This window comes from Lysinibacillus sp. NPDC093692 (assembly GCF_050280125.1).
Taxonomy (GTDB): Bacteria; Bacillota; Bacilli; order Bacillales_A; family Planococcaceae; genus Lysinibacillus.
On the sequence record NZ_JBNNUW010000001.1, the window covers coordinates 224,954 to 251,047 of the forward strand.

Here is a 26,094-nt window from a genome sequence, read left to right on the forward strand (position 1 = left end):
GAAATTTAGGGGGTAAAGACAAATGACGAAGATTATTATTGTAGACGATCACCAGCTATTCCGCGAAGGAGTAAAGCGTATTTTAGATTTTGAAGATACGTTTGATGTGGTAGCAGAAGGTGATGATGGTACGGATGTAGTATCTTTATATGCTGAAAATCAACCTGATGTTGTACTAATGGATATTAATATGCCGGGGAAAAATGGCGTAGAGGCAACAGCAGATTTAATTAATGAGTACCCAGATGCAAAGGTTATTATGCTTTCTATCCATGATGATGAAACATACGTAACACACGCACTAAAATCTGGCTCACTAGGCTATATGCTGAAAGAAATGGATGCGGATGAAATTGTTGAAGCTATTAAAGTAGTTGCCAATGGTGGATCTTATTTACATCCAAAAGTAACTAAAAATTTAGTAGCGGAATTCCGTCGCCTTTCTGAGCATGAAAATAAAGGTAACTTCCATCAAACAGAAATTCGTCGCCCATTCCATTTGTTAACAAAGCGTGAATGTGAAGTGTTACAATTATTAACAGATGGACAATCAAACCGTACAATTGGTGAGACGCTATTCATTTCTGAAAAAACAGTTAAAAACCACGTTTCAAGCATTTTACAAAAAATGAATGTAAACGACCGTACACAAGCTGTTGTTACAGCCATCAAAAATGGCTGGGTTGAAGTACGCTAATAGTATATATTGTATTTAACTTCTTTGAGGAGAACTAAAAGAAGTTAGAGCCTCCGGCGGATGTCACGGAATCGGAAAGGAGTCAGGCTAACTGATCTAGGCCCTAGCACAAAACCGATTCCGGACGCAATTATGCCGAGGTATAATTGATAGCTGTTTTTAAAGGCTACTATATTATTTAGTAGTTTTTAAAACAGTTTTTTTTATGGGAATGAATTGTCGAAAAATGTAACAATTTATACATAGAGAACGATTAACTACTTTCAGCATTCATCTCCTACCTCTATATGTGGTGAGATGAATGAGGTTTTAAGTTACTTTTCAGTGGGTATCTAAACATCCGCTGAAATATAGGAACTCAGTCTAAGAACGCCACGTCCTGTGGCAACGACTGAGTGACCAACATCACGTTGGCCCAAAGCTCCGGCGGATGTCACGGAAATCGGAAAGGAGTTCACATAGGATGTTAGCCTAAAACCATCGCATCCATGCGATAACGGCTAACTGACCTGCATCGTGCAGGCCCAAGCACAAAGCCGACTCCGGACGCAATTATGCCGAGGCATAATTGATTTAGTGCAACATTTTATAAGCGTGGGCGTCATAAGGAAGATATAGCACCTAAATGTTGAAAATACACAACAAAATTCCTACAACGGGATTTATATGCTACAATATGCGCGGGAGGTTTTTTGATGTTAAAGAAAAGTTTTCTAGCAGTTCTTACTTTATTAATGTTAACTGCCTGTGGTAATAAAAAAGATGAAATGAATGCAGAAGAACGACAAAAAATCATTGATGATGGAACCGTCGGATTTGAAATGAATGGTGGGCAAATAACGAAGGCAGAAAATGTCCCTGCTAATGAAGGAAAAGCAATTTTACTAGCCTTTAATGAATATATTGAAACTTTTAATTCAAAAGATATTGATCGTTATATGCAAACGCTCTCGAAGAATCCAAAAGGTTTCGACTATGATGAAGAAAAAGAATTCACGACAGAAGTATTTAAAGAGTCAGACGTTAAACGAGATGCTAAAGATACGACAATCATAAAATATAACGAAAATGAAGCACAGGTCCATTCCAATATAACATTACATTTAGTGCAAACTAAAACAAATGTGAAGCATGAAAGTGCAGGACAACAAGTTACAGTACTCGTCAAAGAAGATGGGGACTGGAAGGTCACTAGCGTCTTTTATATGGACGACACGAAATCAAGTACTGGCAAATAAAAATGAGGATCTCTTCATTCAGGCTAATCACTAAAAGTTGAGGTTGGGCGATTTCCTGGGCATTAGCGTCAAAGACAAGCCCCTAGAGCGAGCGCAGTAGTAACGATGGCAAAAAGCATCACGCCTAACTGCTTATTGGACTTGCTTCATAAGAAAGGAAATCAACCCCTCTTTATGGTGATGAGCCTTTTTTTATTCAAAGAAGGATTAATAGGGTGGAAATCAACCTCGTTTGGTTATGGGGAGATTTATATATAAGAAATGAATGTGAAATGAATGCTAAGTTAAAGCTTCGGACCCAATTATGCCGAGGCATAATTGATTAATTTAGCAGTTGTCTAGAATGTTGAAAGAGTGAAGCGACTTCCTCCTATTCGACGCTTAGACAAGATTACGTTATGTCGTAATTCATTTCATATTCATTTCTTTTTATCTTCTCAACAATTGCGTCGAGGCGCAATTGATTGTAAACTAGTTAGAATAGGAGAGTGGACATGGATGAGGACAGCAATCGTAACAGATAGTACTGCATATATTTCGGCTGAGGAACGAGCACGCTTAAACATTCATATGATTCCGTTAAGTGTAAATATCTCAGGTCAACTTTTTGAAGAAGAAGTAGATATCACGGCATCTGAATTTTATGATAAAGTACGTGGGGCAAAAGAATTCCCGAAAACAACCCAGCCTCCAATTGGAGAATTTGTCGCTCTCTTTGAAGAGCTGGCAAAAGAGTATGATGAGGTAATATCTATTCATTTATCTAGTGGTATCAGTGGTACATATCAGGGGGCCATTCAAGCTGGCGATATGGTGGAAGGCATTGATGTGTCCGCTTTTGATAGTGAAATATCCTGTGCGGTGCAGGGTTTTTACGTTCTACGAGCAGCTGAATTGGCGGCTCAGGGCTTGTCTGCAAAAGAGATTCACGCTTCGTTGGAGGACATGAAGCAATCAGTTCGTGCTTACTTCATTGTAGATGACTTAGCGCACTTACAACGTGGGGGACGTCTGTCTGCAGCAGCGGCATTAATCGGCGGCTTATTACAAGTAAAACCGATTCTGCATTTTGCGGACAAGGTCATTGTACCTTTTGAAAAAATTCGTACACGTAAAAAAGCATTAAAGCGTGCGGAAGAGCTACTAGCTGAAGATGCTAAAAAGTATGAAGCAATGGACGCTGTTGTAATCCACGGGAATTGCCTGGCTGAAGCAGAAGAATGGCTAGCACAACTAGCAGCAACCTACCCGAACGTTAACTTTAAAATGAGCTATTTCGGTCCCGTTATTGGCACACACTTAGGTGAAGGCTCAATGGGTCTAGGTTGGGCAAAAAAATAATAGTAAGTGAGACAGTCTCTACAGGAAATGTGTAGAGGCTGTTTTTTTTATTTAGAAACTTTTTACCGAAAAAAACGACATGAAAGGGAGCGAAGCGATGACATACAAAGGTTGGTTGTTGCCACCTGCATTACGAGATTTCCATGAAGGACGTATTTGGTTGAAGGAGCATGCCCCATTTTCCAAGGAAGATATTGAGAAATCAATCAAGAATAAATTCTTCCATATAATAGAAGGAATTCAAAAAGAGCTACATGTAAAATGCAATCGTTGCCATAATGAAGATCTTCAGCAATTTACAACGTTTGATTGTTCAAAGTGTCTGCAGCAATGTATATATTGTAGGCATTGTCTGAATATGGGCAGAGTGAGTAGTTGTACACAATTGATGATTTGGACAGGCCCTCGCGCAATTAGGACAAAAAAGCATTCACTCGAGTGGGCGGGGCAATTGACAGTGCTTCAACAGAGGGCGGCAAATGAAATGCTAGAAAGTGTGAAGGGAAGGAGCTCCCATCTTTTGCATGCGGTATGTGGGGCGGGTAAAACAGAGCTACTTTTCCCGACTGTTCATTATGCGTTAGAGCAAGGCATGCGAGTATGTATCGCTACGCCTCGTACAGATGTAGTGTTAGAGTTATATCCACGCTTTCAAAAAGTTTTCCCGCAAACGATAATCCATGCATTATATGGTAAATCACCAAAGCAGGAGGGCTACGCCCAGCTCGTGTTGGCGACAACACACCAGCTTTATCGATTTGACCGAGCGTTTGACGTCATGATTGTTGATGAAGCTGATGCCTTTCCGTATACATTTGATGAAACGTTGCAAAATGCAGTCCAACAGGCAAAAACAGAAAATGCGCCACTATTGTTGGTCACGGCAACCCCTTCTCCTAAACTACTTACTCAGTATCAAAATGAAAGCTATTCATTTATCCCGAAGCGCTATCATGATCGTCCATTACCAGTCCCTCGATTTCATTCCCTATGGCGCTATGAAAAAAGCTTGAAACGAGGGAAAATTCCTCGAAAGCTAAAACAATGGACAGAGGAGCGCCTTGCACGCAAAGAGCCATTTCTATTATTTTTTCCAAAAGTAGAGTTAATGAAAATAGCAACACCTCTTTTTCAATTATTAGATGACAGCATCATGGCAGTACATGCGGAAGATCCGGAGCGTAAAGAGAAGGTGCTTAAACTACGTGATAAAGAAGTGCCAGGTTTACTGACTACGACTATTTTAGAAAGAGGGATTACGATCAAGAATGTACAGGTTGCAGTGATTGGGGCAGAATCGACCATTTTTACTTCAAGTGCACTCATACAAATCGCAGGGCGAGTTGGCCGAAATGCCGATTTTGCAGAGGGAGACGTCGAATTTTTTCATCATGGGATTACGGCTGAAATGGATGATGCTCGGACAAAAATTCTTTATTACAATAAGAAAGGATTTTTATCATGAATAAAATTGAAACACTGTGCTTATTATGCTCACAGCCTTTGCAATCAGCAATCTCATGGAAACTACTTTTAACAAAACAATTTCAGCCAACTATCTGTGATAGGTGCTCTGCTCAGTTTGAATATTCCTCAACAGCAACGGCACTTTACCAATATAATGATGCGATGAAAGACTTTTTACACCAATATAAATTTCTTCAGGATGTTGCACTTGCTAAAGTATTTCGGCAGGAGCTACATGCACGATTGAAGCATGAAAAAGTAACCATTATACCGATTCCTATGCACCCCGTTAAGCAAAGGGAACGTACATTTTCGCATATGGAGGAGTTATTGAAGGCTGCGAATATTCCTTTTATACAACTTTTAGAAAAGACGACGACAGAAACGCAAAGCTCCAAAAATAGAGAGCAGCGAAACCAAGTCGCATCTCTTTTCCGTCTGATGGATGGAGCCCATGTAGAGCATAAAGAATACTTTCTTTTTGACGATATAAAAACGACGGGGACGACTTTAAGGCATGCTACTGAGGTTTTATTAAATGCAGGCGCCGAAAATGTCAAAAGCTTCACACTAATTAATGGATGAAAATGCTAATGCATTGTGTATAATAGATTACGAGTAAATAAGGTTCGTTTAGCTGTTATTATCTTCATTCAGACACTTACTGAATGAGGAACTCAGTCTAAGAACGCCACGTCCTGTGGCAACGACTGAGTGACCAACATCACGTTGGCCTAAAGCCTCCGGCGGATGTCACGGATTTTGAAAGGAATGAATGGTGCCCGGCACAATTCAAAATCCAGACGGAATTACGCCAAGGCGCAATTGATTTAAGAGGAGGAAGAAAGATGGCAGAGGTTCGCAATTGTCCGAAATGTAATGAGTTTTTTAATTATATAGGGGTCAGAGAAGTATGTCATAAATGCGCTCAATCAGAAGAAGAATTATATCAAATCGTTTATCGCTTTTTACGTAAACGTGAAAACCGTGCGGCGACAGTAGAACGTATTGTTGAAGCAACAGGAGCTGAAGAGGAACTGTTGTATAAATGGGTACGAAAAGGACGCTTACAGCCTGCAATGTTCCCGAATCTTGGCTACCCATGTGATAACTGTGGTCACTTAACGACAACAGGCAAGCTTTGTACAAAATGTCAGGATGAATTGAAGGCGGATTTACGTACATTTGAGGCAGCGAAGGAGTTCCGTGACAGTGTGGCAGATCGTGATCGTGTAACCTATCATGCAGACCGAAAACGTTAACTTATTTCAGTGAGTGTCCAAACACCCGCTGAAATAGAGGAACTCAGGCTAAGAGCTTCACATCCTGTGAAAACGCCTGGAATCGGCTTTGTGCGTGATCCAGGTCAGTTAGCCGTTATCGCCTGGAATCGATGATTTTAGGCTGATATCTTATATTGCAATTATACCGAGGCATAATTGATAGGTCTAAAGTGTGTTAATTTTAAACAAAATTAGCACACTTTTTTCTATTTGAAAACTTAACATTATGTGAGACAATCCGAAATAATAGTAAGATAAGCTTTTAGACAGGGGGGATTACATGAAAATTACATCATATGGTATTAATGCAGTGAACGCCTATAACAATCAGGTGCGCAATGTAAAATCAAGCACTAACAAGGCATCCTTCACAGATAAAATCGAAATTTCAAAGACTGCACAAGAGATGCAAGGGATTTCAACATATAACACAGAGCGTGCAGACCGCGTAAAACAATTAAAAGAAGATATCGCATCTGGTGAATACAAAGTAGACGCTCGCAAAGTGGCAGAAGATATGCTGAAATATTATCGTTTCTAAGGAATTTCAGAAAGGGTGCTTCGCAATATGTCTGTAGAAACGATTTGTTCTACACTAACAAAACTAGAAAGAATGCATAAAAGCTTACTTGAATTAGCTATAAAAAAAACTGAAATCATTACAGCTGGCGATATTGAAGCACTGGACCAAATGCTCAAGGATGAGCAGGCACATGTAGCAGCCATCGACAAGCTCGAGCAACAGCGTCAGAAACAGGTAACGGATTACCTTGGGGCAAAAGGATTTGCTTCAACTGACAAAGCAACTGTCGCTGATGTCATCGAGGCCGCTGAACAACAGACTGAAAAAGACACGCTCTCAGCTGTTCGCAATCGATTATTGCAAATTGTCAATGACTTAAAAAAACAAAACGATTTAAATCAAAAACTCGTGTTCCAATCACTACAATTTGTCAATCTGACAATGGGTTCCTTACGACCTCAGAACGAGCAAATGAACTACTCTGGTAGTGAGATACGTGGAACAAATAAGGTTGCTAAAAAATCATTTTTTGATTCTCAAGCTTAGTTTCTTGCGCCCATGCAAGAAACATTTGCTTGGAATTATAAATGTTCATAAAAAGGAGGAAAAAGAATGCGCTCAACATTTATGGGCTTAGAAGCTAGTAAACGCGGTTTATTTACACAACAAACAGCTCTATATACAACAGGACATAATATTTCCAATGCAAATACATTAGGTTACTCTCGCCAACGAGTAAATATGCAAGCAACACAAGGTTTCCCACAAGCTGGTTTAAATCAACCTAACTATCCAGGGCATCTAGGAACTGGGGTTGAAGCGGGATCGATTCAACGTATGCGTGATGAATTTGTTGATCGTCAATTCCGTCAAGAAACAAACAAACTAGGCTATTGGGAATCACGTTCAAATGCGATTTCTCAAATGGAAGATATAATGGACGAACCGTCTCAATATGGTTTAAACGCAGCATTAGAACAGTTCTGGAAAGGTCTTCAAGATGTCAGCACAAACCCAGAAAATACAGCCTCCCGTAAAGTAGCGATACAACGTGCTGACCACCTAGCTGAATCATTTAGATATATGGACAAGCAGATAAAAACAATTCAAGGCAATTTAGGAAATGAAATTAATGTAGCGACGAATCGTATTAATTCGCTCTTAAAGCAAATTGCTGCCATCAATAAACAAGTGCAGGAAGTAGAACCGAATGGTCATGTACCGAACGACTTATACGATGCACGTGATGTTTTAATCGATGAATTAAATAATTACATACCTGTATCCATTAAACGTGTCCCATCAGGCGGAAATGCTAGTGCTGTGGCAGAAGGAAGCGTGACAGTTGTATTCAAGCCATATGGTACAGATAAAGAGATTGAGCTAGTGAATGGTAGAGACTTTGCTACTATTGAAGTAAATGGCACTGTCGCAGATCCAAGTGGTTCCAAGCAAATTAATGGCAACGACTTGTCCAATGTGTTCTCATCTATTCAAGTAAGTGGACTTGGTACATCAGAAACCATTACATATGACCAGTTAGAACCAGGTAAAGGGAAAATGTTATCTCTTATTGATTCGTACGGATACGATAGTCCAGGTGGACCAAAAGGGTATTACGTCGAAACATTAGCTGACCTTAATAAATTGGCAGTTAAATTTGCTGAAGCCTTCAATAAAATGCATAAGCAAGGTTATGATTTAACAGGTGTTCAAAATGGTTTAGATTTCTTTACTACGGAAGATGGATTACCAATAACTGCAGGCAATATTAAGGTAAATGATGAATTTTTAAAAGATCCTTCTAAATTAGCTGCATCTGATGCGGCAAATGAAGAAGGAAATGGTAAATTTGCACTTGAACTCGCTAATCTTCAATCAAAAAGCCAAGCCGATTTAGATGGTGCGACGTTTAACTCCTTCTATCAAGGGATGATTGGAAAACTAGGAACTGATGGTGAAGAAGCTTATCGCTTAAACATGACTTCTCAAAAATTATTAGTAACACTTTCAGGTAACCGTGCTTCAGTAAGTTCTGTGTCCCTTGATGAGGAAATGACAAATATGATTACGTTCCAACAAGCATATAATGCCAACGCACGTATGATTACAGTTGTCGATGAAACATTAGACAAAATCATTAACGGCATGGGCCGTGTAGGACTATAGAAAATACTCTAGCATTAAGATAGAAAGGGGCTTTTAAAAATATGCGCGTAACACAATCCATGTTATCCAATAACATGCTTTTAAACTTAAATAATAGCTACAGTAAAATGTCTAAGCTGCAAGATCAAATCATGTCAAGTTCTAAAATTACTCGCCCTTCTGATGATCCTGTAATAGCAGTAAAAGGAATGGGCTATCGCCGTGATTTAGGTCAAGTTGAACAATATACACGTAATATGAATGAGGTTAATAACTGGTTAGACACAACAGACGAATCGCTCAACCAAGTTGGTGAACAGATGAAGCGTGTTCGTGAGCTCGTTATTCAAGCGGCTAACGATACGAATACACCGGACGAGCGTGCGAAAATCAAGTCTGAAATTGATCAAATTCGTCAGCAAATTCAAGATGTAGGAAACACAAAGATTGCCGATCGTTATATTTTCAGCGGAACACGTACTACTCAGCCGTTGTTTGAAAATGGTAAAATTGATCCAACAAAAGTAAACTCAGAAGATGTAGTTATTGAAGTTTATGATGGTATTCAGATGAAAGTGAATACTCCTGGAGCTGAACTTTTTCAAAATGTTGATGACATGATGGGGAAAATTTCAGATCTTTTAGATCCTAATCGTGCTGGTGGGCCAGCTACTGGTGAAGAAATCGGTAATGCGCTTGGGGGAGTAGCTGAACAAAGTAAAGGCGATGATATTACAGCGATGCATAATAAAATTCTCGAGGCTCAGGCTGATGTTGGGGCACGTCAAAATCGTGTAGAGTTAATGGAGAATCGCCTTTCTATCCGTGAGGTAAGTGTAACAAAGCAGTTGTCCGATAATGAAGATGTTGATTATGCGAAGGCTATTACGGAAATGGTTACTAGTGAATCAATTCATCAAGCTGCACTTTCTGTTGGTGCGAAAATTATTCAACAAACATTAGTAGATTTTATTAGATAAAACAGTTTTACCTATTTAAATTCGACAATAGATCTTAACGAATAAGATTAAAAGAAGCGTTTGGACATTTTGTTCAGACGCTTTTCTTGAAAGGAGAGAAGCAGATGAGACTCCCACAAATTCAAATTCATACAACAGATGCAAAATTAAGTCTTAATATATCAAAACCACAACAATCTATTAAACAACCAAAAGCAACACAGCATATTGAACAGCCAGCCGCTATTTTAGAAATTCGTACGACTAAAGGCATTTTAAAAATAGACTCTTCTCAGGCAAGGCGGGATATTGGGATGATAGGTCCATTAGAATCAAGTGCCAACTACGCAGAAAAAGGAAAACAAGAGAATCTACAGGGAATGGCACGTAGAGCGAGAGAGGGACGTCAAATGATGGTCAGCGCTGGTAAAGACCAAGGCCGTGCAACTATCCAAAATATCGCTAAACAAAATCATGGTCCACACCGTACCCCATTTAATATTAAATTTGTACCATCAGTAGGTTCTGTGAAAATAGACTATACACCAGGTACAACTGATGTCAATATTCAGCGGAGAGAGCCAATAATTGACGCAAAAGTGAACAAACCAATACACGAATACACGCCAGGAAAAGTAACTGGTACAATGGTACAAAGACCGGATGTTGATATCAATGTCGTCATTTAAAGGAGCGTATAAAAGAATGAAAATTGCTACTAAATTTTTAGGTGAAATCGAAATTGAGGAACAGGACATCTTAAAATTTGAACATGGTTTACTTGGATTAGAGAATGAAAAAAAATTCGTATTATTACCTATAGATGCAGAACTTCCTTTAGCGATACTGCAATCTGTTGATAATGCAGAAATTGGCTTTGTAGTTGCCTATCCGTTCGCCTTCAAAAAAGACTACAGTTTTGATATAAGCGAAGATGATCGTAGCCAACTACAAATTGAAAAGGAAGAGAATGTACTTACATACTCTATAGTTACAATGAAGGAAACATTCCAGGAATCAACGATTAATTTGCTTGCACCTATAATCGTTAACATGGATAAAAAGTGTGGTAAACAAATAGTCCTGCAAGATAATAAATCCTATCCACTACGCTACCCAATGCAAACATTGGAAGGAAGTGCGGAATAATGTTAGTACTTTCTCGAAAAAAAGATGAATCTATCATGATAGGCGATCAAATTGAAATTAAAATATTGGCTGTCGAAGGTGAGCAAATTAAAATCGGCATTGTTGCGCCAAAAACAGTTAAAGTACACCGCTCCGAAGTTTTTGAAGCTATTCAAGCGCAAAATAGAGAAGCTTTAACAGCATCCTCAAGCTTCTTGGAACAGCTAAAGAAAAAATAAAGACTACGTTTTTTAGTGATAATTTTAAATTAGTAATCTATTACATAAAAAAATAAAAAAACTTTCGAAAAACTATTAAACATTTCCAACTAAATACGATATATAAATTGTAAGGGGCAGGAAGTACATACATACTACCTAATCCGAACATTCCACACGGATGTGGAATGACAAAAACAAACATTCAAGGAGGAATTCCAAATGAGAATTCAACACAACATTTCAGCTTTAAATACACACCGTAACCTTGCTTTCAACAACACTCAAGCTTCTAAAAACCTTGAGAAATTATCTTCAGGTTACAAAATCAACCGTGCTGGCGATGACGCTGCTGGTTTAGCAATCTCTGAAAAAATGCGCGGACAAATCCGTGGTCTTGACATGGCAACTAAAAACGCTCAAGACTCAATCTCTTTAATCCAAACTGCTGAGGGTGCTCTTAACGAAACTCACGCTATCCTACAACGTATGCGTGAACTATCAGTACAATCTGCGAACGATACAAACGTAACTTCTGACCGTGCTGCACTTCAATTAGAAATCAACTCTTTATCAGAAGAAATCACTCGTATTTCTACAGACACTGAGTTCAACACTCAAAAATTACTTGACGGTAAATTTGGTGGTAAAATCGATTCAGCAAACTTCGATATCAACAATGCAACTGCAAAAGGCGGAAAAGTATTCCATATCGGTGCGAACTCTAGTCAATCAATCAACTTAAGCATTGGTGATATGTCTGCAAAAGCACTTGGTGTAGATGCAATTACAGGAAAAGTAGATGCATTAGCTTCTACAGACAAAATCGGTAAAGGTGTTAACATCTCAACTCAAACATCTGCTAATAACTCAATCACAGTTATCGATAAAGCATTAAACCGTGTATCTGAAACTCGTGCATCTTTAGGTGCGGTTCAAAACCGTCTAGAGCACACTATTAACAACTTAGGCGCAACTTCTGAAAACTTAACAGCTGCTGAATCACGTATCCGTGACACAGATATGGCTAAAGAGATGATGGGCTTCACTAAGAACAACATCTTAATGCAAGCTGCACAATCTATGTTAGCTCAAGCTAACCAACAACCACAAGGCGTTCTACAATTATTAGGTTAATTTTAAACGCTAAACCTCTAGCTTTGGCTAGAGGTTTTTTTAAATATTTAAATCAATGTTGATAGAAGTATTGAGGTGATACGTTTTGAGTATAAATGTTGAGTTCTTGCAAGCTAAAAATGGTGATGAGACATTAAAAATAAATGAGTATTTTATACATAGTAAATATAACCCTGTTAAAGAAGCTGAACAATTAGTAGATCGCCAATATACACCACATCACACTCATATCATTTTTGGTTATGGATGTGGTTATATTGTAGAAGCGTTATTAAATCGTAGATCATTTGAAGAAAATATAATCGTAGTAGATCCTTTATTTAATAACCAAACTTTAGAACTTAAACACCAAGCATCTAATCTATTTGCGTTTAATAGTACGGTTATTCCTATATTCGAGCTTTATATAAATGAGATTGCTGCAAATACACGTGTATCATTTAAAACGATATGTACTCCAAATTATGAAAAAGTATTCCCGAATGAGTACAAAGAATTGCTGAAAAAAATAGTTGAACTACAATATAAAAATAGGACAAATGATTATACGTTAATACGCTATGCGAAAGAATGGCAACGTAATTTTATTGAAAATTTACGTAATCTTAACGAAGATTGTACAATTGAGAAATTACATAAACAATATAATTGCCCTGTAGTGATAGCTTCTGGGGGCCCTTCTTTAACGAAACAAATACCTTTATTAAAAAAATATAGAAATAATATGATATTAATTTCAGCTGGCTCAACGACTAATTCATTATTAAGTAATGATATTGAGCCTGATTATGTTGTAACAATAGATGGTGGCGAACCAAATTATAACCATTTTAAACAATTGGACTTAATAAATGCTGAAATAATTTATAGTATGCAAAATCACTATAAGGTTAGAGAATCTTTCTCGCAAAGAGGATATTTAATTGGAACACATAGTTTCAATAAATTATCAAATTACCTTGAAAAAGAGTTAAATTTAAAATTGCCTACTTTAGAGTATGGCGGCAGTGTGGCACATGCTGCTTTTAATATCGCCCATTATATTTCGTCTGGGCCAATTGCATTAATCGGTCAGGATTTAGCGTATACCGATAATTTAACACATGCTGCAAACAATAAAAATGCTAGAAAGATTGATGAAGCATTTATTAAAGAACAAGAAGCTTTTCAAGTTGAAGGGTTTTATGGAGAGCCTGTTTGGACAAATCCTGTCTTCCAATCAATGAAATTAGATTTTGAAGCCCTTATCATGGTAAGAAAGCCAGATGCACCTTATTTTAATTGTACTGAAGGCGGTATTAAGATAAATGGATTTGAGCAGCTAACTTTCGAAGGATTTCTAAAGAAATTTGCAAGTGATATAGAAATATCTAAAGTAACAAAAGTAAATGATACTAGCCTACACTTGGATATTCATGATAAATTAAAAAAAATTACTATTAATTTAAATGAACTAAAAGAATTATTAATTAAAGGGTTAACTATTGTAAAAAAAATAGAGTCATTAAATCAGATCGATCAAAAAGCTCTAAAGAAATTAGATAGTATAGAGAAGAAAGTTAATAAACTTCTTGATAAAATTCCTATGGAGCCAATGACTAATTCTATTACAATAGATATATTAAATCATTATTTACCAGTGGAAAATGAAACTACAACTGAAACGTTTAATCGGGTTAATAGGCAAACTAAAGCGTTATATACACAGCTACAAGATGCTATAAATTATACAGAGCAGTGTATCAAAAATGTATTAGAAAATAGTGAGGTTGAAAACAATGAGTGAAGTAATGGAAGTAGTTAATAGTTACAATGAATATATTTTAAAAGTATCTTCAGGAAGTATTCAGATTGCAGAACATTTACGTAAAGATGAAGTACCAGAAGCTATGCAAATGATTTTACAGTTTTCAGAAGGAATGGGCTGGTTAGTGGAAGCAAGCGATTTACTTTCTAAAAATAAAGTAACAGTTAACTTACCAGTTGAACAAATTCATGAGTTTTTAAATGAAATAAATAGTGGGCTAGAACTCCAAGATTATGTATTAGTTGCAGATATGTTTGAATATGAAATTGCACCATTTTTTGAACAACTATCGCCAATTGAAGGGTTTGAAAACTAATGAACTGGGAAGTTGCTACCGCGAAAAATGGAGAAGCAACATTAACGTTAAATAATTATGCGGTTTATAGTAAATATAGACCTAGGGAAGATGCTTGGAAATGGATAGATAGTGAGTTTGAGGAATCCATGGACCAATATTTCTTAATCGGTCTAGGTCTTGGCTATCATGCGGAAAGATTAGCACAATTAGCAAAAGGTAAAAGAGTCATTGTATATTTCTTTGAAAAATTAGAATATGAATTATTTTTGAATAACAAAGAATATGATGATTTACTATTAAAAATAGAAGTTATTCATGATTTGAAAGATTTTATATTGAATGAAAAGACCCAGGTGCTGATTCCCGGTAGTTGGATAAAAGCAATTGGACAAGACCATCCACTATTTACATATTTAGAAGATATAAAAATTAATCAAGTAACCTATAAAAGGTCTGCTGATTTGATGGAAAATAATTTCAACTGCAACATGCAAATATCTCCCAAAATACGAAATTACCCAATATATAAAAAGAAAATTGCATGTATTGTTGCCTCAGGCCCATCACTTAATAACACAGTAAGCTGGTTAAAGGGGATACAGGATAAAGTTGAAGTATTTGTAGTAGGCTCTGCATTAAAATTATTATTGCTAAATGGAATAACACCGACAGCAACTGTAATTTCAGATGCAAAGCCTGACATTATTAAACAAATTGAAGGTTCAGGATATCTAGGGCCATTATATTTTTTAAGCACTGCTAATGCCGAAACTGTTATCAATCATGAGGGAGACTCTTATATAATATTTCAACAAGGGTATCCTTTAGCCGAGGTAGCTGCAGAAAAACATAAAATGCCTTTGCTTGAGACGGGGGGCTCTGTATCTACAGTTGCTATTAGCTTACTAGAATATTTGGATTTTGAAGAGATTATTTTATTTGGACAAGATCTAGGTTTTGTAGGTAATCAAACTCATGCCAAAGGTTCTACATCTGGACGGGCAGTGAGTGATGATTTAAATATAAGAGAAGTTCTTGCTAATGATGGCTCTTTAGTTTATACGACACCGAATTTGCAAGTCTATACAAGATGGATAGAAAATAAGGCTAAACGAATGTCAATAAAACTTTATACTACATCAGTGCAAGGTGTTTTTATACCTAAAGTACCATGTATAAACCAAAATGAACTGAATAGAATTGTTAATTCAAATTAAAAGCCTACTGAGATGTAGGTTTTTATTTATTATTGAGGAATTTTGTCGATATATATAGTTAGAAGTTGGTTATATAATAAAATACATAAAATGAATGAATTAGAATGGAGATATACGCACTATGAACGTATTAAAAAATAAAACAGTTCTTGTCACAGGTGGAACAGGTTCATTTGGGAAGAAATTTATACATAAAGCATTAACACTTGGTGTAAAAAAAATAATTGTTTTTAGTCGTGATGAACTAAAGCAGTATGAAATGAAACAAGAGTTTCATGATGATCGAATTCGTTTCTTTATCGGAGATGTTAGAGATAAAGATCGTCTATATCGAGCTTTTAACGGTGTAGATATTGTTATTCATGCAGCAGCAATGAAACATGTTGATGCTTGTGAATATAATCCATTTGAAGCGGTCAAAACAAATATACACGGTGCACAAAATATTATTGAAGCAGCTATAGATTGTGGAGTGGAAAAAGTAATTGCTCTTTCTACGGATAAAGCATGCAGTCCTGTAAATTTATATGGAGCGACGAAACTAGCTTCAGATAAATTATTCGTAGCTGCTAATGCCTATGTTGGTGATAAAAAAACAAGCTTTGCCGTTGTTCGTTATGGCAATGTAGCTGGTAGTCGTGGTAGTGTGGTGCCTTTCTTTAAAAAGATAAAAAAGACAGGGACATTGCCAGTTACAGATGAACGAATGACAAGATTTTGGATAACATTAGATCAAGGTGTACAGTTTGTGCTCGATAATTTAGAGCGCATGCATGGAGGAGAAATTTTTGTTCCTAAAATTCCAAGTATGAGAGTTATAGATTTAGCAAAAGCCATTGCACCAGAGTGCAAAATAGAGATTGTTGGTATTCGCCCAGGAGAAAAATTACATGAAGCGATGATTATGGAAGATGATGCTCGTCATACGGTGGAGTTTGATACATACTATGTTATTCAGCCTGAGTTTCCTTGGTGGTCAAAGACGTTTGCAGAAGGAGGTAAAGAATTACCTATGGGGTTTGCATATACGAGTGATAAGAATAAGGAATGGTTAACGATTGAAGAATTGCATGAATTCATGGAGGGCATGTTATAGTGAAACGGATTTTAGTAACAGGCGGAGCAGGCTTCTTAGGGTCACATTTAATTGACAGATTACTTGAACAAGGGCATGAGATTGTTTGTATCGATAACTTAAAGACAGGTTCTCTAGATAATATTGAGCATTTTCTTTTTAATGAGCGAATTACATTTATCCAACATGATGTTACGGAGTCATTCCCTGAACTTGGTCATTTTGATGAAATTTATAATTTAGCATGTCCCGCGAGTCCAGTACATTATCAATCTGACCCGATACATACATTTAAAACGAGTGTACTTGGAGTATTACATTTACTTGAACTTGCTCGAAAGACAGGGGCAAAAATTTTCCAAGCTTCTACATCGGAGATTTATGGTGATCCATTAGTGCACCCACAAACAGAGCATTACTGGGGAAATGTCAATCCGATTGGTATTCGTAGCTGCTATGATGAGGGGAAACGTGGCGCAGAAACTCTATTTTTTGATTATGCGAGAATGTACGATATCGAAATAAAAATTGCCCGTATTTTTAATACATATGGACCACGTATGGATGTAAAAGATGGACGTGTCGTAAGCAACTTTATCGTACAATCATTACAAAATAAGCATCTTACTGTATATGGTGATGGTCAACAAACACGTTCATTTTGCTATGTGGATGATCTTATAGAAGGCTTCTTGCTCTTAATGGAAACACCAAAGGAAATCACAGGACCTTTAAATTTGGGTAATCCAAATGAATTTACAATGTTACAGTTAGCAGAGAAAGTAATGAGATGGACAGGTAACGATACAACACTACAATTTAAGCTACTGCCCCAAGATGATCCGAAGCAGCGCAAGCCAGTTATAGATGAAGCAAAAAGACTGCTGAATTGGGAGCCGACTGTCATGCTTGATGAAGGGCTTCAAAAAACAATTGCCTATTTTAAGGAGCGGGTGTAAATGCAAAAAGTACGGAAAGCGGTAATTCCAGCTGCTGGGCTAGGCACACGCTTTTTGCCAGCAACGAAGGCGCAGCCGAAAGAAATGTTACCAATTGTAGATAAACCGACAATTCAGTACATAGTAGAAGAAGCAGTTGCATCTGGGATTGAAGATATTATTATTATTAGCGGCCGTAACAAGCGTTCCATTGAAGACCATTTCGATAAAACCTATGAGCTGGAAGAACTACTGATAAAAAAGAGAAAATGGGACGAACTTGAGCAAATCCAAGCGATTTCAAATTTAGCGAACATTCATTATATCCGTCAAAAAGAGGCGAAAGGCCTTGGTGATGCAATATATTGTGCACATCGTTTTATTGGTGATGAACCGTTTGCCGTACTATTAGGAGATATTATTCTACAAGCAGAGAAGCCTGCATTGGCTCAACTCATCGAAACGTATGAAAAGGAACAAACTTCAGTAATCGGTGTACAAGCAGTAGGCATGGATGTAGTCAATCAATATGGTGTCATTAATCCAGATGGTGAAGTTGTAAAAGGCAAAGCTATAGAGGTAAAAGGCTTCGTCGAGAAGCCAAATGCTAAGGAAGCTCCTTCAAATCTAGCGATTATGGGGCGTTATGTGTTAAAACCAACCATTTTTAATGCATTGAAAGTAATTCAGCCTGGTACTGGAGATGAGATTCAGTTAACAGATGCAATTGAGCTACTCAATCAATCGGAGCGAATCGTGGCACATGATGTAAAGGGGATGTTATATGATTGTGGCAGTAAGTTTGGATTTGTACAGGCGACGATTGACTTTGCATTAGAGCGTGAGGATTTAAAAGAGGACGTTTTAACATACTTAAAAGAAGTTGTACAAAAGGTGGGACAATCATGATGAATGTAGCGGTGATTGGTACTGGATATGTAGGCCTTGTAACAGGCGTAGTACTTTCTGAGATTGGTCATACAGTTACTTGTATTGATATTGATGAAAATAAAGTGAAATCTTTAAAGTCAGGCAAGTCGCCAATTTATGAGCCAGGGTTAGATGATTTAATGATGAGAAATATTGGGAAAAATCGATTATCTTTTACAATGAGCCATAAAGAGGCGTTTAAAGAGGCTGAAATTGTATTTATTGCAGTTGGGACACCACAAAGTGAAAGTGGGGCTCCAGATTTAAGTTATATTAAGCAAGCAGCTAAGGACATCGCTTTAAATATTATACGTGACACAATTGTTGTTGTAAAAAGCACTGTGCCAGTCGGAACGAATGATTTAATAAAAACAATAATTGAAAAGCATCTCATAGTGAATGCATGCGTTGATATTGTTTCCAACCCAGAGTTTTTGCGTGAAGGCTTTGCGATTCATGATACATTTCATGCCGATCGAATCGTCATAGGTGCCGAATCAGAAGTAATTGGTGATAAAATAGAGCAATTGTATAAACCACTAAAATTACCAATCATTCGAACAAATCGTCGAAGTGCAGAAATGATTAAGTATGCAGCAAATGCGTTTTTAGCAGTAAAAATTAGTTATATTAATGAGATTGCAAACCTTTGCGAAAAAGTTGGTGTTAGTGTATTAGATGTGGCAGATGGAATGGGTATGGACCATAGAATAGGCCGTGCTTTCTTAAATCCCGGTCTAGGATATGGAGGTTCATGCTTCCCGAAAGATACAGAAGCAATTGCTTATTTAGGAAGAGAAAATGGCAATCCTATGACAATTATAGAATCTGCGATTAAGGTAAACTTTAGACAACAACAGCTATTTTTACAAAAGGTACTAGATTATTTTAATGATGATGTAATTGGTAAAGCAATTGGTATATTAGGACTAGCATTTAAACCAAATACAGATGATTTACGTGAGGCTCCATCGATTTATTTAATTGAAGAATTGAAAAAACGTGGGGCACTTGTGAAAGCATATGATCCTGTTGTAAAACATTTGCCCTGCTGTGTAGACTCAGTGAATGAAGTCATTGAAACTTCTGAAGTTATATTATTGGTTACAGAGTGGAATGAATTTAAAGAGATAGTTAAAGAAATATCTAACGAAATGGTAGTATTTGACGGAAGATATATGTTGAAGAAATAATACGAAAGTAGTTGAGGTATGTGATGGAAGTATCTGTGATAATACCCGCATATAATGCTGAAGAGTATATTCAGGAAACAATAGAAAGTGTTCTTAACCAAACTAAAAAGTGTAAAGAGATTATTGTCATTGATGATGGAAGTGTTGATAAGACATTAGATATTGTTAGGAAATTACAGGTAGAAACAGAATGTATATACATGTATTCCCAAAAAAACTCAGGAGCTTCGGCAGCGCGCAATTTTGGAGCAACAAAAGCTAAGACTGATTGGTTATTCTTTTTAGATGCAGATGACAAATGTGATTCAGAACTATTAGAAATATATGAAGCTAATATAAATAAAGAATTTTCAGCGATTTATTGTCAATTTCAGCAAATTGATTCACATGGTAAAAAACTGACAGGCTTAAATACAGGTCAAACATTAAATGGGGTAATAGGGTTCTTAGAGATGATTAAACGTAACCCGATTATTTCACCATCAGGTAGTTTGGTAAAGAGAAGTGATTTTTTAAAATTAAAGGGGTTTGATGAATCAATAAAATATGTAGAAGATGTGGACTTTTGGTTAAGGCTATTATTAAGTGGGAGGAATATAGAATATATAAACCAACCTTTAACTTATATTAGAAGACATGCAAATAATTTAACATCAAATATTGGGACAACAGATACTGGAGAAAAAACTTTATTAAAAAAATATAATTATCATTTTATTAAAGAGTCAATTGAAAAAAATGTAGCATCGAAAGAAAAAGTAAATTACCTTTTAGATTTTCAAATAAGATTTAATAGATGGAATGAAGCAAAAAAAAGCGCGGGGAATTTAAATAATGAAAATACGAGCATATCTGAGTTATTTTTAAAAGCTTTAGTAGAATTACATTTTAACAATTATTGTGAAGCAGAAGAATTATATAAAAATATTTTAAAAGTAAATCCTAAACATGGTGCTTCTTTAAATAATTTAGGCATAATTCAAGCGCAAAAAAACAACTATGAAATGGCGCAAAAATTATTTGAAACTGCATTAGAATATAATCCAGGGTATTTTGATGCAAAACAAAATTTGATGAAATTAAAAGAATTTAACTCCAAGCAAGAGTATAAGTTTACACTGAGGGAATTAAGAGAAAATTTGTTGCAATATAAATAAGGAGAACTTTATGAAAAATGTGCTTTTTTTAACATATTATTTCCCACCATATACAGATAGCGGTGTTTTTAGACCGTTGAAATTTGTTAAATATTTAAAGAAAAATAAAAATTGGAATCCAATTGTTGTTACTTTAAATCCAGATATTTATCCTGAAAGACCTAGAGATAATAGTTTGTTGAAAGATGTTCCAGAAGACTTAGAAATTCATTATGTTAATACGCTTGAACCAACAGCGAAATCAAATGAGGAATATTTAAAATATTTTTATGAAGTGCAAACACCAGAAGCACCGGTGGGATCATTAATGCATTTTCTATTTAAATCATTAGAAATAATTAATTCTAAAAAGATAGATTTAATATTTGTAACAATTCCACCATATACGTTAGGAATTGTGGGTACGTTGTTAAAACAAATTACTCAAATCCCTCTAATAGTAGACTATAGAGATGGATGGACAAGGAAAAATGAAAATAATAAGTTTAGAACATTAGAAGGAAGAATGATAAATGAATTATTTGAAAAGAAAGTAATTGAAAATGCTGATAGTTTAGTAACTGTGAATAATGAGTTAAAGAGCATGCTTTTGCAAATGGGAGCAGGTTTAGAAAACATACATGTTATAGAGAATGGTTTTGATTACGATGACTATAACTGTAAAGAGGTAGAACCATATTATGAATCTGCAAAAACTTTAGTATGGTGTGGGAAAATATATCCTGCATATTACAGCTACTTTGAAAAAATTATAAATGCTTTAAAAGAAATAAATAAAGATGAAATAAAACTTAAATTTTTAATTTTCGGTGATGGAATAACAGAAAAATTCAAGTTATTATTTGAATTTGATTTTATAGAATATGGTGGATATATAAATTATCTAGAAGCAATTCGAATGAATCATGCTGCTACTATTAATTTACTTATTAACAACCTTGAAGTTGGGGGAACTAGTAAACTATATAATTTAGTGGCTGCAAAACGTCCAATTTTCTCGATAGTAAACGATGAAAATAATTTTGTGAAAGAGTTTTTAAAACCTTATAAAGATTCTATTGTAGTGAACCATAGTTCTTCAATTCATGAAATACTTGGGGGTTTTTCGAAGTTATTGAAGAATGAAAAAAATGGTGTTAAAGAAGAATATTTAATTTCTTATGATAAATATTCTAGAGAATTTCAGACAAAACAACTGGAAAATGTATTCAATAGTATAAATTTAGTAGGAGACACTTTATGAAAGAATTAATGTTAAAAAAGATAAAATCTCGAGATTTTAAAATAGCAGTTATAGGTTTGGGATATGTTGGACTACCTTTGGCAGTTGAAAAAGCAAAGGCAGGATTTAGAACAATTGGTTTCGATATTTTACAAGATAGAGTTGATATGGTAAATCAAGGTGTTAATTATATTGGAGATGTTGTTGATGAGGATTTAAAGCAGCTTGTTGAAAATAAAATGCTTACAGCAACAAATGATTTTACCTGTATTAAAGACGTGGATTTTATAGCAATCTGTGTTCCAACTCCTTTAAATTCTCACCAAGAGCCAGACATCAGTTATGTAGTAAATTCTGCAAAATCAATAGCCAAGCATTTAAAACCTGAAACTATTGTTGTCTTAGAATCAACAACATATCCTGGTACAACAGAAGAAGTATTAAAACCTATTCTAGAAGAAGGTTCCGACCTTATCTGCGGAAAAGATTTTTATTTAGGTTTTTCTCCAGAACGAGTTGACCCTGGTAATTTAATATATAAAACAAAAAATACACCGAAAGTTGTAGGAGCAGTGGGAGAAGAAGCTGCTGAAGTAATTGCGACTGTATATAAAACGGTTTTAGAAAGTGATGTACATATTGTTTCAAGTCCGGCAGTAGGAGAAATGGAGAAAGTTTTAGAAAATATTTATCGAAATGTCAATATTGCTGTAGTTAATGAGCTAGCGATGTTATGTGAAAAAATGAATATAGATATTTGGGAAGTAATTGATGCAGCTAAAACAAAGCCTTATGGTTTTCAAGCTTTTTATCCTGGTCCAGGTGTCGGAGGGCATTGTATTCCACTAGATCCTTATTATCTTTCATGGAAAGCTAAAGAATATAATTTTCATACAACATTAATAGAAGCTTCAATGACAATAAACCATAAAATGCCAGAATACTGTGTAGAGCGTATGAGTAAAATACTAAATAAATTTAAAAAACCACTTGCAGACTCAAAGATCTTGTTATTAGGTGTCGCTTACAAGGGGGATATATCGGATTATCGTGAAAGCCCTGCATTAAAAGTGGTCGAAGAACTTGAAAAGCATGGTTCGATAGTGAATTATTTCGACCCATATGTTGAATCTTTTAATTTGAATAGTGTAGAACATAAATCTGTACAAGAATTATCTATAGAATTATTACAGTGTCAGGATCTTGTAATTATTACTACAGCACATTCAAACATAGATTATAACTTTGTTCAAGAAAATTCCAAGTTTATTTTTGACACAAAAAATGCAATGAAACATGTATTAAACCGTAAAAATATTGAACTAATGTAAGGGGATAGTTAAATGAAATATGCAATAATTGGCTGTGGAAGAATTTCTCCAAATCATATTGCTGCAGCATTAAAAAACGAAATTGATATTGTAGCAATTTGTGATTTGATTGAGTCAAAGATGGACGAGACAATTGAGAAATTTAACCTTTCAAATGCGAAAAAGTATACAAATTATGAACAGATGTTAATTGAACAAACCCCACAATTAGTAGCAATATGTACAGAAAGTGGTTCTCATGGTCAAATTGCAATGAAATGTCTTGACTACAATTGCCATTTAATTATTGAAAAGCCAATTGCACTTTCATTAAAAGAAGCTGATTTAATAATTGAAAAAGCACAAGAAAAAAATTTGAAAGTCAGTGCATGTCATCAAAATAGATTTAATAAATCTATACAAAAGACTCGCGAAGCTATGGAACAGGGTAGGTTTGGAAAACTTTTACATGGCGCTGCGCATATTCGTTGGAATCGTGGTGAAGATTATTATAAGCAAGCACCTTGGCGTGGAACATGGGAGCATGATGGTGGTGCGCTTATGAATCAATGTATACATAATATCGATTTACTTCGATGGATGATGGGAGATGAAATAGTCGAGGTTGTAGGTATGACAGATACTTTAATGCATGGCTATATTGAGGCAGAAGATTTGGGTTTAGCTCTTATCCGATTTAAAAATGGTAGCTACGGTATTATTGAGGGAACAACGAATATATATCCTAATAACTTAGAAGAGACTCTTTATATATTTGGTGAAAAGGGAACAGTTAAGGTTGGTGGAAAGTCTGTTAATTTAATAGAGGAGTGGAATTTTTCGGATGAAATTGATAATCCGGAAAATATAAAAGAAAACTATAAAGAAAATCCACCCAATATTTATGGTTTTGGCCATTACTTGTTATATACAGATGTTATAGAAGCAATTGAGCAAGATAGACAGCCATATGTAACAGCTAAAGATGGAAGAAATGCATTAGAGCTTGTATTGGCAATTTATAAATCATCTAATTCTAAACAAACTATAAAGTTGCCTTTGATAAATTATTCAACTTTAGATTGTGCAGAAGGTGAGGTAACAAGGTGAATTATTCAGTGCATGAAAGTTCATATATTGATAATGATGTTACTATAGGTGAAGGGACAAAAATTTGGCATTTTTCACATATTCAATCGTATTCGAATATTGGGGAAAAATGCGTTATTGGTCAAAATGTAAATATTGCTTGTAATGTACAGATAGGAAATGGAGTAAAAATTCAAAATAATGTTTCTGTCTACGAAGGTGTAACGTTGGAAGATAATGTTTTTTGTGGTCCGTCAGTCGTGTTTACTAATGATTTAAATCCAAGAAGTAAATATCCAAAAGGTTCATCAAAATATGTGAAAACGTTAGTAAAAGAAGGTGCTTCTTTGGGAGCAAATTCGACAATTGTATGTGGTATTACAATTGGAAAGAATGCAATGATCGCAGCTGGAGCTGTTGTTACAAAAGATGTCCCAAACTATGCATTAATGGTTGGATTACCAGCAAAACAAAAAGGTTGGATTTGTGAATGTGGTACTCAATTAGACTCTTCACTGGTGTGTACTAATTGCAATAGAAAATATAGCATAAAAGAAGAAGATTTAGTTGAAATCTAAGGTGATTATATGACAATAGAATTTCGAGATTTAAAAAGGCAATATCAAACTTATAAAAGTGAAATAGATCAAGCAATTGCTGATGTATTAAAAAGTGGTACTTTTGTTGGGGGAGAGCCGGTAAAAGTATTAGAAAAAGAACTGGCTGATTATGTTGGTGTGAAGCATTGTATTACATGTGCTAATGGTACAGACGCATTAACACTTGTTTTACTGGCTTGGGGAATTGGTGAAGGAGATGCAGTGTTTGTACCTGATTTCACCTTTTTTGCAACAGCAGAAGTAGTAGCTTATGCAAAAGCGACACCAATTTTTATAGAAGTAGATGAAAGAACATTTAATATGGACCCACAAAAATTAGAAAAAGCTATTAAGGAAGTAATTTCAGAAGGGAAATTAAATCCTAAAGTGATTATTCCCGTAGATTTATTTGGTTTGCCTGCAAATTATCCTGAGATTGAGCAAATTGGGTTGAAATATGAATTACTTGTTTTAGAGGATGGAGCACAAGGATTTGGTGGACATATTAATGGAAAGCGTGCATGTAGTTTTGGACATGCCGCCACTACGTCATTTTTCCCTGCTAAGCCATTAGGATGCTACGGAGATGGTGGGGCTATATTCACAAATGATGATGAGTTGGCAGAGTTATTAAATTCTTTAAAGGTACATGGTAAAGGGAAAGATAAATATGATAATGTCCGTATTGGGATGAATTCTAGACTTGATACCATTCAAGCTGCTATTTTACGAGTAAAATTAAAAGCGTTTATAGAACACGAAGTGGAAGATGTAAATAAAATTGCTTCTATATATAATAGAGAATTAAATGGAATTGTTGAAACTCCATATATTCCTGAAGGTTATTATTCAAGTTATGCACAATATACAGTTAAATTGCACAATAAAGAAGAGCGAGAAAAGCTACAAGACTTTTTGAAAGCCCTAGAAATACCTACAATGGTTTATTATTCAAAAAAAATAAGTGAACAAACAGTGTTTATTAACAAAATGAAAGAGTATGAAACAGATAACTTAACTGATAGAGTTTTGTCATTACCAATGCATCCATATTTAAAAGATGAAAATCTACATGAAATATTAAAAAATATACAGCTGATGCTGAAATAGAAAGTTGGCA

At 35.5% G+C, this 26,094-nt stretch carries 27 protein-coding genes; all 27 read left to right on the forward strand.

The features are described 5' to 3' along the window. The first annotated feature begins 22 nt into the window (after positions 1–22). The 27 genes from ACQKN4_RS00960 (at position 23) to ACQKN4_RS01090 (ending at position 26,084) form a co-directional block, all read left to right on the forward strand. Positions 23–697: a response regulator gene (locus ACQKN4_RS00960; protein WP_079559471.1), complete on the forward strand. Its 675-nt coding sequence runs from the start codon at positions 23–25 to the stop codon at positions 695–697. A 695-nt stretch (positions 698–1,392) separates the two neighbouring features. After that, a complete protein-coding gene (locus ACQKN4_RS00965; protein WP_427481737.1) occupies positions 1,393–1,935 on the forward strand; it encodes a nuclear transport factor 2 family protein in 543 nt (180 codons plus the stop codon). Positions 1,936–2,433: 498 nt separating this feature from the next. Beyond that, positions 2,434–3,276: a DegV family protein gene (locus ACQKN4_RS00970; RefSeq protein WP_427481739.1), complete on the forward strand. Its 843-nt coding sequence runs from the start codon at positions 2,434–2,436 to the stop codon at positions 3,274–3,276. A 79-nt stretch (positions 3,277–3,355) separates the two neighbouring features. After that, positions 3,356–4,741, forward strand: a complete 1,386-nt coding sequence (locus tag ACQKN4_RS00975) for a DEAD/DEAH box helicase (RefSeq protein WP_427481740.1) — start codon at positions 3,356–3,358, stop codon at positions 4,739–4,741. Further along, positions 4,738–5,328 carry a ComF family protein gene (locus ACQKN4_RS00980; protein WP_427481742.1) on the forward strand — a complete coding sequence of 197 codons (591 nt, stop codon included), beginning with the start codon at positions 4,738–4,740 and terminating at the stop codon, positions 5,326–5,328. Before ACQKN4_RS00975 ends, ACQKN4_RS00980 begins: the two co-directional genes overlap by 4 nt. Positions 5,329–5,591: 263 nt before the next feature. Beyond that, entirely contained in the window at positions 5,592–6,005 is a 414-nt protein-coding gene (locus ACQKN4_RS00985; RefSeq protein ID WP_197139767.1) for a TIGR03826 family flagellar region protein, read from the forward strand. 301 nt (positions 6,006–6,306) lie between these two features. Next, on the forward strand, positions 6,307–6,567 hold the full coding sequence (flgM, locus tag ACQKN4_RS00990; RefSeq protein ID WP_079559477.1) for a flagellar biosynthesis anti-sigma factor FlgM: 261 nt from the start codon (positions 6,307–6,309) through the stop codon (positions 6,565–6,567). 27 nt (positions 6,568–6,594) lie between these two features. Beyond that, a complete protein-coding gene (locus ACQKN4_RS00995) occupies positions 6,595–7,095 on the forward strand; it encodes a flagellar protein FlgN (protein ID WP_079559478.1) in 501 nt (166 codons plus the stop codon). 66 nt (positions 7,096–7,161) lie between these two features. Then, on the forward strand, positions 7,162–8,718 hold the full coding sequence (flgK, locus tag ACQKN4_RS01000; RefSeq protein ID WP_427481744.1) for a flagellar hook-associated protein FlgK: 1,557 nt from the start codon (positions 7,162–7,164) through the stop codon (positions 8,716–8,718). A gap of 41 nt (positions 8,719–8,759) precedes the next feature. Then, positions 8,760–9,677 carry a flagellar hook-associated protein FlgL gene (gene flgL, locus ACQKN4_RS01005; protein ID WP_427481745.1) on the forward strand — a complete coding sequence of 306 codons (918 nt, stop codon included), beginning with the start codon at positions 8,760–8,762 and terminating at the stop codon, positions 9,675–9,677. A 104-nt stretch (positions 9,678–9,781) separates the two neighbouring features. Next, positions 9,782–10,345 carry a DUF6470 family protein gene (locus tag ACQKN4_RS01010; RefSeq protein WP_427481747.1) on the forward strand — a complete coding sequence of 188 codons (564 nt, stop codon included), beginning with the start codon at positions 9,782–9,784 and terminating at the stop codon, positions 10,343–10,345. A gap of 16 nt (positions 10,346–10,361) precedes the next feature. Next, positions 10,362–10,805 (forward strand): flagellar assembly protein FliW, encoded by a 444-nt coding sequence (gene fliW, locus ACQKN4_RS01015; RefSeq protein ID WP_427481749.1) that lies wholly within the window; start codon positions 10,362–10,364, stop codon positions 10,803–10,805. Then, positions 10,805–11,023, forward strand: coding sequence for a carbon storage regulator CsrA (gene csrA, locus ACQKN4_RS01020; protein WP_323645554.1), 219 nt, complete (start codon positions 10,805–10,807; stop codon positions 11,021–11,023). The genes fliW and csrA overlap by 1 nt, the downstream gene beginning before the upstream one ends. Before the next feature lie 201 nt (positions 11,024–11,224). Then, positions 11,225–12,139, forward strand: coding sequence for a flagellin Hag (gene hag, locus ACQKN4_RS01025; RefSeq protein WP_427481751.1), 915 nt, complete (start codon positions 11,225–11,227; stop codon positions 12,137–12,139). Positions 12,140–12,224: 85 nt separating this feature from the next. Further along, complete coding sequence (locus ACQKN4_RS01030; protein ID WP_427481753.1) at positions 12,225–13,925, forward strand: motility associated factor glycosyltransferase family protein; 1,701 nt, start codon at positions 12,225–12,227, stop codon at positions 13,923–13,925. Beyond that, a complete protein-coding gene (locus ACQKN4_RS01035; RefSeq protein ID WP_427481755.1) occupies positions 13,918–14,262 on the forward strand; it encodes a hypothetical protein in 345 nt (114 codons plus the stop codon). The genes ACQKN4_RS01030 and ACQKN4_RS01035 overlap by 8 nt, the downstream gene beginning before the upstream one ends. Continuing rightward, entirely contained in the window at positions 14,262–15,461 is a 1,200-nt protein-coding gene (locus ACQKN4_RS01040; RefSeq protein ID WP_427481757.1) for a motility associated factor glycosyltransferase family protein, read from the forward strand. Before ACQKN4_RS01035 ends, ACQKN4_RS01040 begins: the two co-directional genes overlap by 1 nt. A 121-nt stretch (positions 15,462–15,582) precedes the next feature. Continuing rightward, entirely contained in the window at positions 15,583–16,557 is a 975-nt protein-coding gene (gene pseB / locus ACQKN4_RS01045; protein WP_427481759.1) for a UDP-N-acetylglucosamine 4,6-dehydratase (inverting), read from the forward strand. Continuing rightward, a complete protein-coding gene (locus ACQKN4_RS01050; protein WP_427481761.1) occupies positions 16,557–17,495 on the forward strand; it encodes a UDP-glucuronic acid decarboxylase family protein in 939 nt (312 codons plus the stop codon). Before pseB ends, ACQKN4_RS01050 begins: the two co-directional genes overlap by 1 nt. After that, on the forward strand, positions 17,496–18,383 hold the full coding sequence (gene galU / locus ACQKN4_RS01055; protein ID WP_427481763.1) for a UTP--glucose-1-phosphate uridylyltransferase GalU: 888 nt from the start codon (positions 17,496–17,498) through the stop codon (positions 18,381–18,383). It begins immediately after the preceding gene. Further along, positions 18,380–19,597 (forward strand): UDP-glucose dehydrogenase family protein, encoded by a 1,218-nt coding sequence (locus tag ACQKN4_RS01060; protein WP_427481765.1) that lies wholly within the window; start codon positions 18,380–18,382, stop codon positions 19,595–19,597. Before galU ends, ACQKN4_RS01060 begins: the two co-directional genes overlap by 4 nt. Positions 19,598–19,620: 23 nt before the next feature. Next, positions 19,621–20,754, forward strand: a complete 1,134-nt coding sequence (locus tag ACQKN4_RS01065; RefSeq protein ID WP_427482137.1) for a glycosyltransferase — start codon at positions 19,621–19,623, stop codon at positions 20,752–20,754. 10 nt (positions 20,755–20,764) lie between these two features. After that, entirely contained in the window at positions 20,765–21,997 is a 1,233-nt protein-coding gene (locus tag ACQKN4_RS01070; RefSeq protein WP_427481766.1) for a glycosyltransferase, read from the forward strand. Continuing rightward, positions 21,994–23,307 carry a nucleotide sugar dehydrogenase gene (locus tag ACQKN4_RS01075; protein ID WP_427481768.1) on the forward strand — a complete coding sequence of 438 codons (1,314 nt, stop codon included), beginning with the start codon at positions 21,994–21,996 and terminating at the stop codon, positions 23,305–23,307. Before ACQKN4_RS01070 ends, ACQKN4_RS01075 begins: the two co-directional genes overlap by 4 nt. A gap of 12 nt (positions 23,308–23,319) precedes the next feature. After that, positions 23,320–24,396, forward strand: coding sequence for a Gfo/Idh/MocA family protein (locus tag ACQKN4_RS01080; protein WP_427481770.1), 1,077 nt, complete (start codon positions 23,320–23,322; stop codon positions 24,394–24,396). Beyond that, complete coding sequence (locus tag ACQKN4_RS01085) at positions 24,393–24,953, forward strand: DapH/DapD/GlmU-related protein (protein WP_427481772.1); 561 nt, start codon at positions 24,393–24,395, stop codon at positions 24,951–24,953. The genes ACQKN4_RS01080 and ACQKN4_RS01085 overlap by 4 nt, the downstream gene beginning before the upstream one ends. A gap of 9 nt (positions 24,954–24,962) precedes the next feature. After that, positions 24,963–26,084 carry a DegT/DnrJ/EryC1/StrS family aminotransferase gene (locus tag ACQKN4_RS01090; protein ID WP_427481774.1) on the forward strand — a complete coding sequence of 374 codons (1,122 nt, stop codon included), beginning with the start codon at positions 24,963–24,965 and terminating at the stop codon, positions 26,082–26,084. Positions 26,085–26,094: the final 10 nt, after the last annotated feature.